Origin of the sequence: Methylobacterium oxalidis (assembly GCF_007992195.1) — a bacterium.
Taxonomy (GTDB): Bacteria; Pseudomonadota; Alphaproteobacteria; order Rhizobiales; family Beijerinckiaceae; genus Methylobacterium; species Methylobacterium oxalidis.
Map to the genome: position 1 here is coordinate 1 of NZ_BJZU01000021.1, position 16143 is coordinate 16143.

The 16143-nt window shown below is 72.8% G+C and carries 15 protein-coding genes; 9 read left to right on the forward strand and 6 right to left on the reverse strand.

Annotation, left to right across the window (positions count from 1 at the left end; translation table 11 throughout):
* Positions 1–696 precede the first annotated feature (696 nt).
* Positions 697–1344: a LuxR C-terminal-related transcriptional regulator gene (locus MOX02_RS07010; protein ID WP_147025096.1), complete on the forward strand. Its 648-nt coding sequence runs from the start codon at positions 697–699 to the stop codon at positions 1342–1344.
* 52 nt (positions 1345–1396) lie between these two features.
* A complete protein-coding gene (locus tag MOX02_RS07015; protein ID WP_147025097.1) occupies positions 1397–1870 on the forward strand; it encodes a hypothetical protein in 474 nt (157 codons plus the stop codon).
* Here the strand turns inward: MOX02_RS07015 and MOX02_RS07020 are convergent.
* On the reverse strand, positions 1825–2220 hold the full coding sequence (locus tag MOX02_RS07020) for a hypothetical protein (RefSeq protein ID WP_147025098.1): 396 nt from the start codon (positions 2218–2220) through the stop codon (positions 1825–1827). The genes MOX02_RS07015 and MOX02_RS07020 overlap by 46 nt on opposite strands.
* Before the next feature lie 120 nt (positions 2221–2340).
* On the opposite strand from MOX02_RS07020, the gene MOX02_RS07025 reads away from it, so the two are divergent.
* The 3 genes from MOX02_RS07025 (at position 2341) to MOX02_RS07035 (ending at position 5433) form a co-directional block, all read left to right on the forward strand.
* The gene (locus MOX02_RS07025; protein ID WP_147025099.1) at positions 2341–3273 is read left to right on the forward strand and encodes a DNA-3-methyladenine glycosylase family protein; all 933 of its coding nucleotides are present in this window, start codon (positions 2341–2343) and stop codon (positions 3271–3273) included.
* 53 nt (positions 3274–3326) lie between these two features.
* Positions 3327–4424, forward strand: coding sequence for a bifunctional DNA-binding transcriptional regulator/O6-methylguanine-DNA methyltransferase Ada (ada, locus tag MOX02_RS07030; RefSeq protein ID WP_147025100.1), 1098 nt, complete (start codon positions 3327–3329; stop codon positions 4422–4424).
* 97 nt (positions 4425–4521) lie between these two features.
* On the forward strand, positions 4522–5433 hold the full coding sequence (locus MOX02_RS07035) for a DMT family transporter (RefSeq protein ID WP_147025101.1): 912 nt from the start codon (positions 4522–4524) through the stop codon (positions 5431–5433).
* Between the two features lie 7 nt (positions 5434–5440).
* On the opposite strand, the gene glpK is transcribed toward MOX02_RS07035, so the two are convergent.
* Positions 5441–6946 carry a glycerol kinase GlpK gene (glpK, locus tag MOX02_RS07040; RefSeq protein ID WP_147025102.1) on the reverse strand — a complete coding sequence of 502 codons (1506 nt, stop codon included), beginning with the start codon at positions 6944–6946 and terminating at the stop codon, positions 5441–5443.
* 47 nt (positions 6947–6993) lie between these two features.
* On the reverse strand, positions 6994–8514 hold the full coding sequence (gene glpD / locus MOX02_RS07045; protein WP_147025103.1) for a glycerol-3-phosphate dehydrogenase: 1521 nt from the start codon (positions 8512–8514) through the stop codon (positions 6994–6996).
* 217 nt (positions 8515–8731) lie between these two features.
* On the opposite strand from glpD, the gene MOX02_RS07050 reads away from it, so the two are divergent.
* The 4 genes from MOX02_RS07050 to MOX02_RS07065 all read left to right on the forward strand — a co-directional run bounded on the left by MOX02_RS07050 (position 8732) and on the right by MOX02_RS07065 (position 10998).
* The gene (locus MOX02_RS07050) at positions 8732–9145 is read left to right on the forward strand and encodes a VOC family protein (RefSeq protein WP_147025104.1); all 414 of its coding nucleotides are present in this window, start codon (positions 8732–8734) and stop codon (positions 9143–9145) included.
* A gap of 113 nt (positions 9146–9258) precedes the next feature.
* The gene (locus MOX02_RS07055) at positions 9259–10473 is read left to right on the forward strand and encodes an L-dopachrome tautomerase-related protein (protein WP_147025105.1); all 1215 of its coding nucleotides are present in this window, start codon (positions 9259–9261) and stop codon (positions 10471–10473) included.
* A 115-nt stretch (positions 10474–10588) separates the two neighbouring features.
* Positions 10589–10771, forward strand: coding sequence for a hypothetical protein (locus tag MOX02_RS07060; RefSeq protein WP_147025106.1), 183 nt, complete (start codon positions 10589–10591; stop codon positions 10769–10771).
* On the forward strand, positions 10771–10998 hold the full coding sequence (locus tag MOX02_RS07065) for a hypothetical protein (RefSeq protein WP_147025107.1): 228 nt from the start codon (positions 10771–10773) through the stop codon (positions 10996–10998). Before MOX02_RS07060 ends, MOX02_RS07065 begins: the two co-directional genes overlap by 1 nt.
* 85 nt (positions 10999–11083) lie before the next feature.
* Here the strand turns inward: MOX02_RS07065 and MOX02_RS07070 are convergent, their stop codons facing one another.
* The 3 genes from MOX02_RS07070 to MOX02_RS07080 are packed head-to-tail and all read right to left on the reverse strand — an operon-like array spanning position 11084 to position 16141.
* Complete coding sequence (locus tag MOX02_RS07070) at positions 11084–11950, reverse strand: efflux RND transporter periplasmic adaptor subunit (RefSeq protein ID WP_147025108.1); 867 nt, start codon at positions 11948–11950, stop codon at positions 11084–11086.
* Positions 11951–11961: 11 nt separating this feature from the next.
* Positions 11962–14001 (reverse strand): preprotein translocase subunit SecA, encoded by a 2040-nt coding sequence (locus MOX02_RS07075; protein ID WP_174804888.1) that lies wholly within the window; start codon positions 13999–14001, stop codon positions 11962–11964.
* Positions 13994–16141: a PqqD family peptide modification chaperone gene (locus tag MOX02_RS07080; RefSeq protein ID WP_147025109.1), complete on the reverse strand. Its 2148-nt coding sequence runs from the start codon at positions 16139–16141 to the stop codon at positions 13994–13996. The genes MOX02_RS07075 and MOX02_RS07080 overlap by 8 nt, the downstream gene beginning before the upstream one ends.
* Positions 16142–16143 lie beyond the last annotated feature (2 nt).

Consider the following 16143-nt stretch of genomic DNA (forward strand, 5'->3'; position numbering starts at 1 on the left):
CGACCGAGTTGCGCTCACTTCTCACGGCGATCGATCCTCCGAGGCCGAGGTTTTGTAGACGGTTCGTACGATGGGAATCCAGCGCAATCTGTCGCTAATCCTACGGCTTAATACCTAATCATCCGTGTCGTTTTGGTTATTCCCACTCAAGCTTAACGCATCTTTACTCTACGGTGCCGCTCGCGGCTGGCAGCATGGTAAAAATTGCGGGTCGAACCTGCCGAAGCGTCGGTGAAACATACTTGGCCCGTCTGCGACAGCCCGTTCCGTGCCGTTTCCCGAGTGACGAGGCCGGCGCTGACGCGGATTTTACTGTCGAGCCTCGTGACGTCGCCGCCCGGAATTTTCGCGGAACGAGATTACCCCCATCGGAGTATTGGAGCCGCACGCCGGGTGTCGGCTCCTGGATCTTCCCACACACCTCGGCATCCTAGCACAGTTAAAATTAACGAATGTTCTTGACATGTACAAAAGCGTACGGAGATCATCATTTGATGCTATGTTAGTGTAAAACACACTCAAATGATTGGATGGATCTTCGGATCGTTCTTGTCATGCTTGGCGTTGTGAGGTCCGGTATACCTTGTGTGAGGGTCATTTCAGGGTCGTCGGTTTGATGTTCGTTCGCGACGCGTGCGGTTGCACCACCCGCCGACTCCCGGCGCGCCGCGGTGGCGCCGACGGGATGTGACGGGCATGGCGGACCGGCCCCTCGCCCTCATCGTCGACACGCACCGCCTGTTCCGGGAGGCCTTCGCCACGCTTCTGCAGAGCGGGTGCGGCTTCGGCAGCGTCCTGGAGACCGGGTCGCTGGACGAGGCTCTGCAGATGCTCGACGAGCGCAAGGACATCGCCTTCGCGGCCTTCGATCTCGCGACGCCCGGCGTCGGCAATCCGCTGAGCCTGCGCAGCGTGCGCGAGGTCTATCCCGACCTGCGCCTCACCGCGCTCGCCGCCGCGCTCCGACGGGATGACATCTTCCTCGCGTTGCGCGCGGGCCTGCACGGCTACGTGCCCAAGACGTTCGAGCCGGCCGAGATCGTCCGAGCGGTGGCGCAGATGATGGGCGGCGACGTGTTCGTGCCGCCCGAGCTCGTGGCGCTGCCGCTCGCCGCGGAAGCGGTGGGCGAGCCCGGCTCGGAGCGGCGCAACGCTCAGCCCTTCCGCTTGACGCCCCGCCAGCTCGACGTGCTGCACCTGATCCGCTCCGGCCTCTCGAACAAGGAGATCGCCAAGAGCCTCGGACTCACCGAGAACACCGTGAAGGTCCACGCCAACGCCCTCTACCGGGCGCTCGGCGTCCGCGACCGCTCGGGTGCGATGAAGTGGGCGGAGACGTCCTGACTATCCCTCGGCTCGGCCGGCGTTTACCCTCGGGTCCCGAAGGAGGCGCAGGATGCACGACGCGGCCATTCTCCTCGACAGGACCTCGCCCATCTCAGCCCCGCGCGACCGGCGCGGACGCCGGGCCGCCATGGTCGGCCTCGCGCTGGCGGCGCCGGCGGCGGCCTTCGCGCTCGGCGGCGCTCCGGCCGGGATCGAGCCCGATCTCGCGCGGCTGATCCGCTTCATGGCCCTGGTCAAGGGCGGCTTCGCGCTCGCGGCGCTCCTCGTCTGTCTGTGGCGCCTCGCCCGTCCCGCAGCCCCGTGGCGCGAGGCGGTCTACCTCGCCGCGCCGGCCCTGATGGCGGGCGGGGCTGCAGCCCTCTGGCAGATGCAGGTTGTGGGGCCGGCCGCGGTCGCGCTGCATGCCGGGCTGTTCGCCTTCCTGGCAGCCGCGCTCACCGACCCGGATTTCTTCCCGCCCGGCTTCCGGCGGCTCCGTCAGGCCGCGGGCGGGGGCGAGCGCAGGCTCTCGCCGACGGATTGAAGGGCGTTCGCGCAGGCGATCGCCTGGTCGACCGAGAAGCGCAGCACGATCTGGGCGCCGCCGAGCAGGTGCGCCACCATCACCGGCAGGCGCGAGGCGCTGAGGCTGCCGGTCTGCCAGCCGACCACGGGCAGGTGCACGGGCTCGATCGCCTCGCCCTGGTTCGGCCGCGGGTGGCCCGGCGAACAGATCGCGCTCGCTGCGAGCAGGGAGAGTCCGAGCTTGGCCGCCTGTTCCGGCTCGATATCCACCGGGATCGACCGTTCCCCGATCTGGATCCGGATTCGCGGATTGCTCGGCCCCATCTCGACGCCGAAACTCACGCCCCGCGCCGTTCCGCTCTCACTCACGATGCAGCACCCCACATGCCTTTCCGGGTTGTGCCATGCGCGACCGCTCCCCGTCGACTCTCGGGCGGCCTCTGTCCGGTCGCGGAAGGCGCCGGCGCGTGGGCGGACGGGGGAGCGCCGATGAGCCTGGGCAGCGACCGCGCCATCCCCGTCCGGGCGCCCTACGACTGGGCGGCGATGACGGATTTCCTGGCCGGCCGGGCGATCCCCGGCGTCGAGTCGGTGCAGCCCGGCCTGTACCGGCGCACGCTGCGGCACCGGGGCGTTCACGGCACGGTCGCGGTGGAGCCCGCACGGGACGCGCTGCGCGTGACGATCGACCTGCCGGCCGGGGACCACGACGCCATCCTCGACCGCCTGCGCGGGTTGTTCGACACCGAGGCCGCCCCCGAGCCGATCGCGGCCCGCCTCGCGGCCGATCCCGCGCTCGCGCCCCTCGTCCGGGCGCGCCCGGGCCTGCGCGTCCCGGGCGCCTTCGACGGGTTCGAGATGGCGGTCCGCGCGATCCTCGGACAGCAGGTCTCGGTGGCGGTGGCGACGCGCCTCGCTGGCCGGCTCGTCGCGGCCCTCGGGACGCCGCTCGCGCCGGACCTCGCCGCGCGGAGCGACGGGCTCACCCACCTGTTCCCGGAGGCCGAGCGCCTCGCCGAGGCGGATGTGGCGGCCGCGCTGAACATGCCGCGGGCGCGGGGCCGCGCGATCTCCTCGCTCGCGGCCGCGTGTCTCGCCGAGCCCGACCTGTTCGCGCCGGGGCAGGGGCTCGACAGGGCGGTGGAGCGGCTGACCGCGCTTCCCGGCATCGGCGCGTGGACGGCGCAGTACATCGCCATGCGGGCGCTGCGCGAGCCCGACGCCCTGCCGGTCGGCGATATCGGCCTGCTGCGCGCCCTCGATCTCGGGCGGGGGCGGCCGACCCCGGCCGAGTTGCTGCGCCGGGCGGAGGGCTGGCGGCCGTGGCGCTCCTACGCCGTCCTGCACCTCTGGACCGGCGACGCGGCGCGGATTGCCGAGCAAGAGCCGGGAAGCGCGGGCCGCGCGGGCGGGCGAAGGTGAGCCGAGACCGGGCGCCGATCCGCGCGCCAGAGGCAAGCCGGGAGAGATGGTCGATGTTGATGGCCGAGAAGATCCACGGAGACATCGAGCCGGGCCGGGCGCCGGGCCCGGACGAGGCGGCGCGCTGGGCGGCCCTCGCGCGGCGGGACGCGGGCGCCGACGGGCTCTTCGTCTACTCCGTCCGCACGACGGGCGTGTACTGCCGCCCGAGCTGCCGGGCGCGGCGGGCGCGGCCGGAGAACGTCGCGTTCCATCCCACCTGCGAGGCGGCGGAGGCTGCGGGTTTCCGCCCGTGCCGCCGCTGCCGGCCGAACGAGCCGTCCCGGCGCGAGCGCCGGGCCGAGATCGTGGCCCGGGCCTGCCGGACGATCGAGACGGCGGAGACCGTGCCGGCGCTCGCCGATCTCGCCCGCTCGGCGGGGCTGAGCGCGTTCCATTTCCACCGCGTCTTCAAGGAGGTGGCGGGCGTCACCCCGGCGGCCTACGCCGACGCGCGGCGGGCGGCGCGGGCCGCCTCGGAGCTGCAGCGCGGCTCGAGCGTCACCGAGGCCGTCTACGAGGCCGGGTTCAACGCGCCGAGCCGCTTCTACGCCAGCGCCGGGGCGCGACTCGGCATGGCGCCGCGGGCCTACCGGGACGGCGGCGCCGGCGCGGCGATCCGCTACGCCGCGACGACCTGCTACCTCGGAGCGATCCTGGTGGCGGCGACGGAGCGGGGCATCTGCGCGATCCTGCTCGGCGACGACGGCGAGGCTCTCGTCGCGGACCTGCGCGCGCGCTTCCCCAAGGCCGAGATCGGCCCTGGGGACGGCGATTTCGAGCGCGTCGTCGCCGAGGTGGTCGGCTTCGTGGAGGCGCCGGGCCGCGGGCTCGACCTGCCCCTCGACATCGGCGGCACGGCCTTCCAGCAGCGTGTCTGGGACGCCCTGCGCAGGATCCCCGCCGGCAGCACCGCGAGCTATGCGGACATCGCCCGCGCCATCGGCGCGCCCGCCGCCGTCCGGGCGGTGGCGCAGGCCTGCGGCGCCAATGGCATCGCGGTAGCGATCCCCTGCCACCGGATCGTGCGGTCGGACGGGGCACTGTCGGGGTACCGCTTCGGCGTCGAGCGCAAGCGCCGGCTGCTCGCGCGCGAGGGCGGGGCGCGTTGAGGCGCCCGGGCGGGGCTGACCTGCGCCCCGCCGCCTGTCGTTGCGGACGGCGATCTCCTAACACTCCGTCCCGTTCCGCCACGAGATCCGACCGGAGATGTCGCCTACCTCCACCGCCGCCGGCCGCCGTGCCTACGGGCTTCTCACCCTCACGGCGCTGCTCTGGGCGGGCAATGCGGCCGCGGGGAAGATGGCGGTGGGCGAGGTCTCGCCGCAGGCGCTCACCTGCCTGCGCTGGGCGGTGGCCTGCGCGGCCCTCGCGGTCTTCGCGCGGCGCCCGCTGCTCGCCGAGTGGCACCGCATCGTCCCGAGCTGGCGCCGCGTGCTGGCCATGGGTGCCTGCGGCTACACGATCTACGCGAGCCTGTTCTACGCGGCCGGGACGCTCACGCGGGGGGTCAACCTCGCCCTCCTGCAGGGCGCGATCCCCGTCCTCGTCATCCTCCTCAACTTCGCGGTCTACCGGCGGGTGGTGACCTGGGGGCAGGGGGTCGGCGTCGCCATCACGCTCCTCGGCGCGGCCGTCGCGGCGAGCCACGGCGACTGGCGGGTGCTCGCCACGCTCGACTTCAACCGAGGCGATCTCCTGATGCTCGCCGCCTGCGTTCTCTACGCGGGCTACACGGTGGCGCTGCCCTCCCGCCCCAAGGTCTCCTCGCTGACCTTCTTCACCGCGATGGCGGCGGCGGCCCTCGCCACCTCGCTGCCGCTGCTCCTGGCCGAATGGGCGGCCGGGCAGACGATCTGGCCGACGCCCAAGGGCTGGCTGATCGCCGCCTTCGTCGGGCTCGGGCCCTCGCTCGCCGCGCAGCTCTTCTTCATGCGGGGCGTCGAGCTCATCGGCCCGAACCGGGCCGGCGTGTTCGTGAACCTCGTGCCCGTGTTCGGCGCGGCGCTCGCCGTGCTCCTCGTCGGCGAGCCGTTCGGCTGGAATGACGCGCTGGCGCTCGCCCTCGTGCTCGGCGGCATCCTCGTGGCCGAGCGCCTCGGCCGCAGGCCCGCGCCGTGACGCGGCCTCACGCCTCGGGCTCGGCCCAGTCGAAGGAGCGCTTCACCGCCCGGTTCCAGCCCGCGTAGAGGCGCCCGCGCTCGGCCGCCTCCATGGCCGGCTCCCAGCGATGGTCGACGCCCCAGTTGGCGACGAGGTCGTCCAGGCTGTTCCAGTAGCCGGTGGCGAGGCCGGCGGCGTAGGCGGCGCCGAGCGCCGTCGTCTCGGTCACCCGCGGGCGCACCACCGGCACGTCGAGGATGTCGGCCTGGAACTGCATCAGCAGATCGTTGGCGACCATGCCGCCGTCGGTGCGAAGCTCGCGGATGTCGATCCCCGAGTCCTTGACCATCGCCTCCACCACCTCGCGCGTCTGGAAGGCGGTGGCCTCCAGAGCCGCCCGGGCGATGTGGCCCCGGTTCGCGTAGCGGGTCAGGCCGATGATGAGGCCGCGGGCGCTCTCGCACCAGTGCGGCGCGTAGAGGCCCGAGAAGGCGGGCACGAAGTAGAGGCCGCCGTTGTCCGAGACGTCGGCGGCCAGGCCCTCGATCTCGGCACTGTCGCGGATCAGTCCGAGATTGTCGCGCAGCCACTGCACCAGGGCGCCGGTGATCGCGATCGAGCCTTCGAGGGCGTAGACCGGCGCCTGCCCGTCGAGCCGGTAGCCGACCGTGGTGACGAGGCCGCAGGTCGAGGGCACGGGCTCCGCACCGGTGTTCATCAGGAGGAAGCAGCCTGTGCCGTAGGTGTTCTTCGCCTCGCCGGGGCGGAAGCAGGTCTGCCCGAACAGGGCGGCCTGCTGGTCGCCGAGGATGCCGGCGATGGGGATGCCCTCGAAGGGCGCCCGCGTCTGCCCGTAGACCTCGCTCGACGAGACGATGCGCGGCAGGATCGCCTCGGGCACTCCGAGCGCCCGGCACAGGTCCGGATCCCAGGCGAGCCCGTCCAGCGACATCAGCAGCGTGCGGCTCGCGTTGGTCACGTCGGTGACGTGGAGGCCGCCCGCCGCGCCGCCCGTCAGGTTCCAGACGAGCCAGGTGTCGACGTTCCCGAACAGGATCTCGCCGGCCTCGGCCCGCGCCCGGGCACCCTCGACGTGGTCGAGGAGCCAGGCGAGCTTCAGCCCGGAGAAGTAGCTCGCCAGCGGCAGGCCGGTGCGAGCCCGGAAGCGGTCGCGCCCGCCCTCGCGGGCGAGGCTCGCCACGAGCGGCTCGACCCGCGTGTCCTGCCAGACGAGGGCGTTGTGCAGCGGCTCCCCGGTGCGGCGGTCCCAGATCAGCGTCGTCTCGCGCTGGTTGGTGATGCCGATCGAGAGGAGATCCCTGTGCGTGAGGCCGGCCGCGTCGAGGGCCTCGCGCATCACCGCCTGCGTGTTCCGCCAGATCTCCTGCGGGCTGTGCTCGACGTGGCCGGGCTTCGGGTAGATCTGCTCGTGCTCGCGCTGGGCGCAAGCGATCATGCGTCCGCTGCGGTCGAACACGATGAAGCGGGTGCTGGTGGTGCCCTGGTCGATGGCGCCGACGTAGCGCGTCATGGCTGCTTCCTCCGTGGCGGCGCGTTCTCCCCGACGCGCGCGGTCTCTCAGGCGGCGGCCTCCGCGTGGGCGAGGTGGCGCTCGAGCCGCGCGAGGCCCTCCGCGCTCGTGCGCAGCCCGAGCTTCGTGCGCCGCCACAGGATGTCCTCGGCCGTGCGGGCCCATTCCTCCCGGCGCAGGTAGGCGATCTCGGCCGCGGTGAGGTCCGCCTCGAAACGCTCGCCGAGATCGGCGATGCCGCGCGCGTCGGCCACGATCCGCTCCGCCCGGGTGCCGTAGGCGCGGGCGAGGCGCCGGGCGGTCTCGGGCGCCAGGAACGGGTGGTGCGCGGCGAAGCGGGCGAGGAACGTCTCGAAATCCGCACCCGCCATGTCGCCGCCCGGCAGCGGCGCCGCTCCGGTCCAGGCCGGCCTCAGGCCCGGATAGTAGGGCCTCAGCTTCTCCATCGCGTGCTCGGCGAGCCGCCGGTAGGTGGTGATCTTGCCGCCGAACACCGACAGGACGGGCGCGGCGCCGTCCGCGGCGGCCAGGTCCAGCACGTAGTCGCGCGTCACGGTCGAGGCGTCGGCGGCCGCGTCGTCGTAGAGCGGGCGCACGCCGGAATAGCTCCAGACCACGTCCGCCGGGCAGATCTGGCGCTCGAACGAGCGGTTGATGCAGGCGCAGAGATACGCGGTCTCCTCAGGCGAGATCGTCACGGGGCCGGGCGCGCCGTCGTAGGCGACGTCCGTGGTGCCGATCAGCGTGAAGTCGCGCTCGTAGGGGATCGCGAAGATGATGCGCCGGTCCGGCTGCTGCAGGATGTAGGCCTGCTCGCCCGCGTAGAGGCGCCGGACCACGATGTGGCTTCCCTTGACGAGCCGCAGGGTGGCGCGCGTGTCGAGGCCGAGCGTCTGCCCGAGGATCGCCGCGACCCAGGGACCGGCCGCGTTGACGATCGCGCGCGCGCGCACGCTCCCCGTGACGCCGGTCGAAAGGTCGCGCAGGCGCACGTTCCAGGCGGTGCCGTCCTCCGACCTGCGCGCGGCCTCGACCCGGGTCCGCGTGCGCACTTCGGCGCCGCGGTCGGCCGCGTCGCGGGCGTTGAGCACGACGAGGCGGCTGTCCTCGACCCAGCAATCCGAGTAGGCGAAGCCCCGCGTCAGCCGGGCCTGGAGCGGTGCGCCGAGATCGGATTCGCGCAGGCGCAGGCTCTCGGAGCCCGGCAGGACCCGCAGCCTGCTGAGGTGGTCGTAGAGGAACAGCCCGAGCCGCAGCAGCCAGGCCGGGCGAAGGCCCTCGTCGTGCGGCAGCACGAAGCGCAGGGGCCAGATGATGTGCGGCGCGAGCCGCAGCAGGCGCTCGCGCTCCGCCAGGGCCTCGCGCACGAGCCGGAACTCGTACTGCTCCAGGTAGCGGAGTCCGCCGTGGATCAGCTTGGTGCTCGACGAGGAGGTCGCCTCCGCGAGGTCGCCCTGCTCGCACAGCATGACCGAGAGCCCACGTCCGGCCGCGTCCCGGGCGATTCCGGTGCCGTTGATGCCCCCGCCGATGACGAGGAAGTCGACGTGATCCGATACCTGATCCAAAGCCGCTCCCGCCCCTGCACGATGCGGAGCCCGCCCGCGTCTCCGCAGCCCCCATCGCCAAGATAGCGCCGAGATCGGGCCGAGCCAGGCAGCGTGCCGGGGCGGGCAGCCGTCTGCGGCGAAGGTGAGGCGGGCGACGGGACGCGCCGGGGTGCCCGCCCGTTATCCCTCGGGCGGGCACCGCCGCCTCATCATGTCCGATCGCGGGAGGCTGCTCATGCCGGACCTGACAGGCATCCTGGAGACCGTGCTGTACGTCGAGGATCTCGACCGGGCCGACGCCTTCTACGGCGGCGTCATGGGGCTGCCCTGCCTCCACAGCGACTTCCGGATGCGCGGCTACGACGTGGCCCGGCGCGGCGTGCTGCTGCTCTTCCCCCGCGGCGGCTCGCTGCACCCGATCGAGACGCCCGGCGGCACGATCCCGCCGCACGACGGCAGCGGGCCGCACCACGTCGCCTTCGCGATCGCGGCCGAGGCGCTCCCCGCCTGGGAGGCTCATCTCGCGGAAGCGGATATCGTCATCGAGGGGCGTACCCGATGGCCGCGGGGCGGCACCAGCCTCTACTTCCGGGACCCGGACGGGCACCTCCTCGAACTCGCGACCCCCGGCCTCTGGAAAGGCTACTAGGCCGAGCGGCCCCGGCCCGGCGGAAAACGGGCCGGAGCTTGGCCGGCCGCGCCCGCGTTGCCCGGCGGATGGACCGCTGCTGCGCGTCCCACGCTCCCAAAAGGACATCCCGCATGAACACAGCCCACCGCGCCCGCACCGGGCTCGCCGCGATCCTGCTCTCCGGCACGCTGCTGCCGCTCGCCGTGCCGGTCTCCGCCCAGCAGTCAACGGTGCCCGCGACGGGGCAGGCCCAGCTCACCAAGGTCGCGAGCTTCGAGCATCAGGTCACCGGCGTGACCGTCTCGCGGGACGGGCGGATCTTCGTCAACTTCCCGCGCTGGAGCGAGGACGCGCCCGTCTCGGTCGCCGAGGTGAAGGACGGCAAGCCCGTGCCCTACCCGGACGCCGCCTGGAATTCCTGGCGCAACGCCAAGGCCGACGAGATCTCCCCGCAGGACCACTTCGTCTGCGTGCAGAGCGTGGTGGCGGACGGCCGGGACCGGCTCTGGGTGGTCGACGCCGCCGCGCCCGCGATGGCGCACGTGATCAAGGACGGGCCGAAGCTCGTCGGGATCGACCTGAAGACCAACCGGGTCGTCAAGACGATCCCGTTCGACACCAGCACCGTGCTGCAGGCCTCCTACATCAACGACGTGCGAATCTCGCCGGACGGCAAGACCGCCTACCTTACGGATTCCGGTGCCGAGGGCGCGCTGATCGTCGTCGACATCGACAGCGGCAAGGCCAAGCGCTTGCTCGCGGGCGATCCCACGACCATGCCGGACAAGTCCGTGACGGTGACCTACGACGGCAAGCCGCTGCGCCGGCCGGACGGTCGCGGCGTTACCTTCGCGGCGGACGGCATCGCCCTCTCGAAGGACGGCGGCACGCTCTACTGGCAGGCGATCAAGGGCAAGACCCTCTACAGCCTGCCGACCGACGCGCTGACCGGCTGGGCGACGGCCTCGGTGGTGCCCGAGGCGCTCACGGACAAGAGCCTGTCGGGCAAGATCAGGACGGTCGGCGAGAACGGCGTCGCCGACGGCCTCCTGGTCTCGCGCCACGACGGCCGGATGTACGTGACCTCGCCGCAGGACGACGCGGTGAAGGTCCGCGATCTGGCAGGGGGCCATGCGGGCCTCACCACGCTCGTGCAGGACGCGCGGCTGCGCTGGCCCGACACGTTCGGCGAGGGGCCGGACGGCACGATCTACGTGACGACCTCGCACATCCAGGACTCGGCCGACTACAAGCCCGGCGCCCCGATCAGCCTGCCGACCGAGCTGTGGAGCCTCAAGCCCGCGCCCGCGGACGCGACCGGGTCCACCGGCCCCGCCGCGCGCTGAGCCCCGTCCCGCGCGCCATCCCAGCGGCCCGGCCGGCGCGGATTCGCTCGGAACGGGTCGCCGGCCGCGGGGTTGGCCCCCTACAACCCCGAATCACAACCAGAAGCGAGGTCGCATGACGACGAAACCGCCTCCCGTCCCGCCCGCCAACCGCTCGCCCAAGGGCACCGGCAGCGCCACCGAGGCCCCGGTCTCGCAGGGCCAGGGCTCGTCGCAGACGAAGGACCCGGACAAGATCGGCCAGTCGGGCAACAGCAAGGTGAACACCACGAACCAGGGCTACCAGCAGGATCGTTGATGAGCACGTCGCAGAAGCACCCCAACACCGACCGCCATCACGGCGGTCCCGGCAGCAGCCACCAGGACCGCTCCGAGCCGAAGACCGAGGAGCGGCACGGCCCGCAGCCGGGCAGCCCGACGAACACCACGAAATCCGCGGTCTCGGGCGGCGGCGGCGAGCGCGACGCGCATCACCGCCACAGCAACATGGGCCACGCGCCCGACCGGACCGACCGCTCGCACTGAGGGCCGTCACTCCGGGCGCCGACGTCGCGGAGCCGCCCGATGCGGCCCGCGATCCCGGTGCCGGCCGACAAGCGAATCGACGCGCTCAGGGCCGCTCGGGCGGGAGCGCCGTCGCGACCGGGCCGCCGGCCGGAAGCGGGAAGCCGACCTTGCAGCGCTGGCCGCCGGGCAGCTTGTGGCCCGGGTTCGGGAGTTCGAGCCGCACGCCGAAGGTGCCGCTCGCCGCGTCGAACACGTGATCGACCACCGTCACCTTGGCCTGGTAGCTGCCGCCGATCGGCTCGTCGAGATCGACGGTGGCGGCCTGCCCGAGCTTGACGTCGCCCCAGCGCGGCACCGGCAGGTAGGCTTCCACGTAGAGCGGGTCGAGCTGGACGAGCGTGAAGATCGCGCTGTCCTGGCGCACGAACTCGCCCGCCGACATCAGCCGCTCGGTGACGAGGCCGGTGATGGGGCTGCGGATGACGCGCAGGTCGAGCTGGGCCTGCGCCCGCTGAAGCTCGATGCCCGCGAGGTCGTGCTTGAGGATCTCGGTCTGGAGGTCGCGCTTGCCGATCTCGTAATCGGCCTCGACCTGATCGAGCTTCTCCTGCGTGACGATTCCCTTGGCGAGCTGGCTCTGCCGGTCCTGGCGGCGCTTGTAGAGCTCGACGCGGGTCCTCTGGGACTCGATACCGGCGGAGGTCTCGGCCTGGGCCCTGGCGAGCGCCACGTTCGCCTCCTCGACGCTGGAATCGAGGCGGGCGATGACGTCGCCGGCCTTGACCGTGTCGCCGCGGTTGACCCCGACGCTCTTCAGGATTCCGACCGTCGCGCTGCCGATCTTCAGCTTCTGGGCCGGCTCCACCACGCAGTCGACCCGCGTGGCCTGCGCCTCCGCCGCGCCCCCGCACAGGATCAGTCCGAGGGCGAGGAGGCTCCGGCGCATCGGCGTCGTCGGTCGGGTCGTCATCGGGGGCGTCCTCATTCGGAATGGCCGGCGAAGGCCAGGATGCGGTCCTGCATCTGGTCGGAGCGGAGGAGGTCGGCGCGCATGCGCGCGTGCAGGCGCTCGGTCCGTCCCTGCGCGTGGCGCAGGAGCAGGGCGCCGAGGCGCTCGGCGCGGCGCGGGCCGAGGAGCGAGGCGGCGACCGCGAGGGTGCGGCGGGCGAGGCCGCGCGGGATCGCGCCGTCGTCGAGGAGCGGATCGTCGAGGGAGAGGATCGCCTGGAAGCAGCCGGGCTCACCCTGGCGCCCGCTGCGGCCGGCAAGCTGGTCGTCGATCCGGCGCGCGTCCTGGCGCTCCACCATGATGACGTGCAGGCCCCCGGCCTCGTGGACGCCCGGCCCGAGCTTGATGTCGGTCCCGCGCCCGGCCATGTTCGTCGCCACCGTGATGCGGCCGGGCTGGCCGGCCTCGGCGACGATCAGGGCCTCGGCGCCGTCCTGGGCCGCGCTCAGCACCGTGTGGGGCAGGCCCGCCGCCGTCAGGTGGGCACTGGCCTTGGCGGAGGCCGCCACCGAGCGGGTGCCGACGAGGACGGGGCAGCCACGCGCGTGCAGCTCCGCGATCCGTGCCGTGAGATGGCGCCACTGAGCGGGAGCGTCCGGCAGGACGGCGTCCGGCAGGTGGCGTCGCTGCACCGGCCGGTGGGTCGGGATGCGCACGACGGGCAGGCGGTAGACGCTCCAGAACTCCGCGACGACGCCGGTCGTGGTGCCCGTCATGCCCGAGAGCCGGCGGTAGCGCCGGAAGAAGCGCTGGTAGGTCATGCGCGCGAGCGTCGAGCGTCCCTGCGAGAGGGCGCAGCCCTCCTTGTGCTCGATCATCTGGTGGAGGCCGTCGCTCCAGGCCCGGTCCGGCATGACGCGGCCGGTATTGGCGTCGACGATCACGACCTTGCCCTCGCGCAGGATGTAGTCCTCGTCGCGCACGAACAGGTGCAGCGCCGAGAGCGCCTGCCGCACCAGCTCCTCGCGGGTGACGCGGCCGCGCCAGGCCGGCCCGTCGCCGGCCACGAGCTCCGCGATGCGGTCGCGCCCGGCCTCCGTGAGCAGCACGCGGCGCTCGCTCGCCTCGATCAGGTAGTCGCGCGGGCTCTCGAGGAGCGCCGCCACCGCCATCGCCCGGGACAGGGTCTTCGACCCGAATTGCGTGCCGGCGGCGGCCGAGATGATGAGCGGGGTGCGCGCCTCGTCGATCAGCACGCTGTCGGCCTCGTCGACGATGGCGAAGTGCAGGCCGCGCAGGCGCAGCTGCCCGAGGCGGCCGCCCGCCGCGTGCAGGCTCTCGAGTTTGAGGCGGACGTCGCTCGCCCGCTGCCCGAGGGCGATGCGGTCGCGCAGGTAGTCGAAGGCGAGGTCCTTGTTGGTGCAGTAGGTGATGTCGCAGGCGTAGGCCGCCGCGCGCTCGGGCAGCTCCTGCTTCTCCTTGATCACCCCGACGCTGAGGCCGAGGGCCGCGTAGAGCGGGCGCATCAGCTCGGCGTCGCGCTCGGCGAGGTAGTCATTCACGGTGACGACGTGGACCGGCAGCCCCGCGAGCGCCGCCGCCCCGGCGGCGAGCGTCGCGGTCAGCGTCTTGCCCTCGCCCGTGGCCATCTGAGCGACGCGCCCGTCGAGGAGCGCCGCGGCGCCCATCATCTGGACGGCGTAGTGGCGCTGGCCGCTGACCCGGCCGGACATCTCGCGGATCAGGGCGAAGGCGCGGGCGATGTCGGCGTCGCGGAAACGCTCGCGCCCGCGCAGGCGGCCGGCGACCGCGCGGATCTCCGCGTCGAGCGCCTCGCGGGGGAGGGCGGCGACGGCCGCCTCCTGCGCCAGCGCGCCCGCGGCGATGCGGGCGTAGCGGCGGGCACCGAAGCGCGACAGCCCCGCCCGCGCGAGGCCGATGACCCGCGCCACCGCTTGGTCGAGGGCGGTCGCCTTCGGATTCGGGCGCTCGGCGTAGGCGCGGGCACGCGGCAGGGGCGGGCCTGCGCGCGAGGCCGGGGCTAGCCCGGGGGCTGGCAGCGCCTCAGACACGGAACTGGCTCAGGAAGACCTGCCGCAGCCCGCGCAGCAGGCGCCAGGCCAGGGCCTCGTGGCCGTGATCGAACCGGACGTAGACGCGCTCGCCGAGGACGTCGAGGGGCAGGCCGCCCGCGAGCTGCACGTCGAAGATGAAGATGCTCTGAAGCGCCACCGGCTTCTGCGGGTTGCTCGCGTCGACCGCGATGGTGCCCCCGCCCTGCGTCGTCAGCGCGAGGCTCGGGATGTCCTGCTGGGCGGCCGGCACCTCGCGGGCGACGGCGCCGAGGCGCACGGTCTCGGGCGCCTCCGCGAGCCGCGCCGCGACCGCGCGGGTGCGGCTGCGGATGAGATCGACGTCGGCCTGCGGCACCACCACGCGGATTACGGGATCGTCCGCCGCGAGCACGTAGCCGATGCGCTCGCCCCGGCGCAGGTAGCGGCCGGGCAGGTCGACCGCGCCCGGCACGATCAGGCGCCCCGCGTGCTCGGCGCGGACCGTCAGGTCGGCCCGGCGCTCGCGGAACACGCGCAGGCTCTCCTGCGCGCTGGCGATCTGCTCCTGGAGGATCTGGGCCTGCACCCGGTCGCCGAGGCGGGCCGCGTCGTAGCGCAGGCGCAGTTCGGCGAGCTGCGCCTCCAGGACCGCGACGCGGCTGTCGAGGCTCGGATCCTCCAGCACAGCCACGGCCTCCCCGGGGCCGGTCTCACGGCCGGGCTGCACGAGGAGCCCGGTGAGGACGCCGTCGGTGCGGGCGCGGAGCTGCGTGTCGTCCGGCACCCAGACGACGCCCTGCGCCATCGTGGCGTAGGGCAGGGGCACCGCGAACAGGGCGGCCAGCACCGTCAGCACCGCGCCGCCCGCGACGAGGACGGCGCGCCGCCGCCGGCCGTTGAGCTTCGGGTCCGAGAGGATGAACTTGAGGCCCTTCACGAGCGGGCCGACCACGATGCCGGTTACGGCCAGGATCGCCAGCAGCATGCCGAAGATGAAGTATTGCGTCGCCACGAAGGTCGCGATCGCGAGGGAGACGGTGGTGCGGTAGAGGAAGGCGCTCACCGCGTAGAAGGCCATCCAGCCCCGCTCGCCCCGCGCCGTCACCGGGCTCTCCGCGCCCTCGATCTTCAGGACGTAGCGCTCGATCAGGTAGAAGACGTAGCGGTTCGCCCGGGAGCCGAGATTGGGGATCTCCACGAGGTCGGCGAGGATGTAGTAGCCGTCGAAGCGCAGCAGCGGGTTGCCGTTGAACACGAGCGTGGAGACGCTGCCGATCACCATCACGTTGAAGGCCGCCGCCCGCACCAGGCCGGGCTCGGCCAGCGCCCAGACGATCGCGGCGGCGGCGGCCAGGAACAGCTCCACGAAGATCCCGGCGGAGGCCACCATCATCCGCTGCCACTTGCTGGCGAAGGCGGCCGAGGAGGAGGCGTCGACGTAAGGGGCGGGCAGCAGCACGAGCAGCATGATGCCGACCTCGTGCACCTCCCCGCCCCAGGCCTTCGCCGCGCAGGCGTGGCCGGCCTCGTGCAGGGCCTTGATGACGGGGTAGAGGCACATCATCAGCGCGACGTTCTGCGCTGACAGCATCTGGTTGGCGACGTCGCCGGTGAGCTGGTTCCAGTTCAGCGCGGCGAGCACCGCGCCGGTGATCAGCACGGCCAGCCACACGCCGAAGCCCCAGGCCGTGAAGAGCGGCCGGTAGAGCGGCGCCAGCCGGTCGAGGGCGGCGTCCGGGTCGAACAGGGGAAAGCGCAGGGCGAGGGGGTTGCGCACCCGCGCGATCAGGGTGCGGCGGGCGGTGGAGGCCGAGCGCTCGGCGAGCTCCGCGAGGTCCGGCGGCAGGTCGCCCTGCAGGAGGTCCGAGCCGTGGAGCTGCGAGATCAGGCGGATCGCGTCGTCCTGGGTCGGCGGGTCGTCCTCGTTGCGCCGCGCCGCCTGCTCCCAGATCTCCTGCAGGGTGCGGCGCCCGTCCATCAGGCAGACGATCAGGTTGGCGGCCGGCGAGAGCCGGTGGAAGCGCCCGGTCTGGTGGTCCTGCAGGATGTACCAGACCTCGCCGCGGAAGCGCTGGCGATGGATCTCGGCGTGACGGCGCAGGCGCGGCTTCAGGCCCGCGACCCGGTACCAGGACTGGCTGAAGAGCGACTGCGCCATGG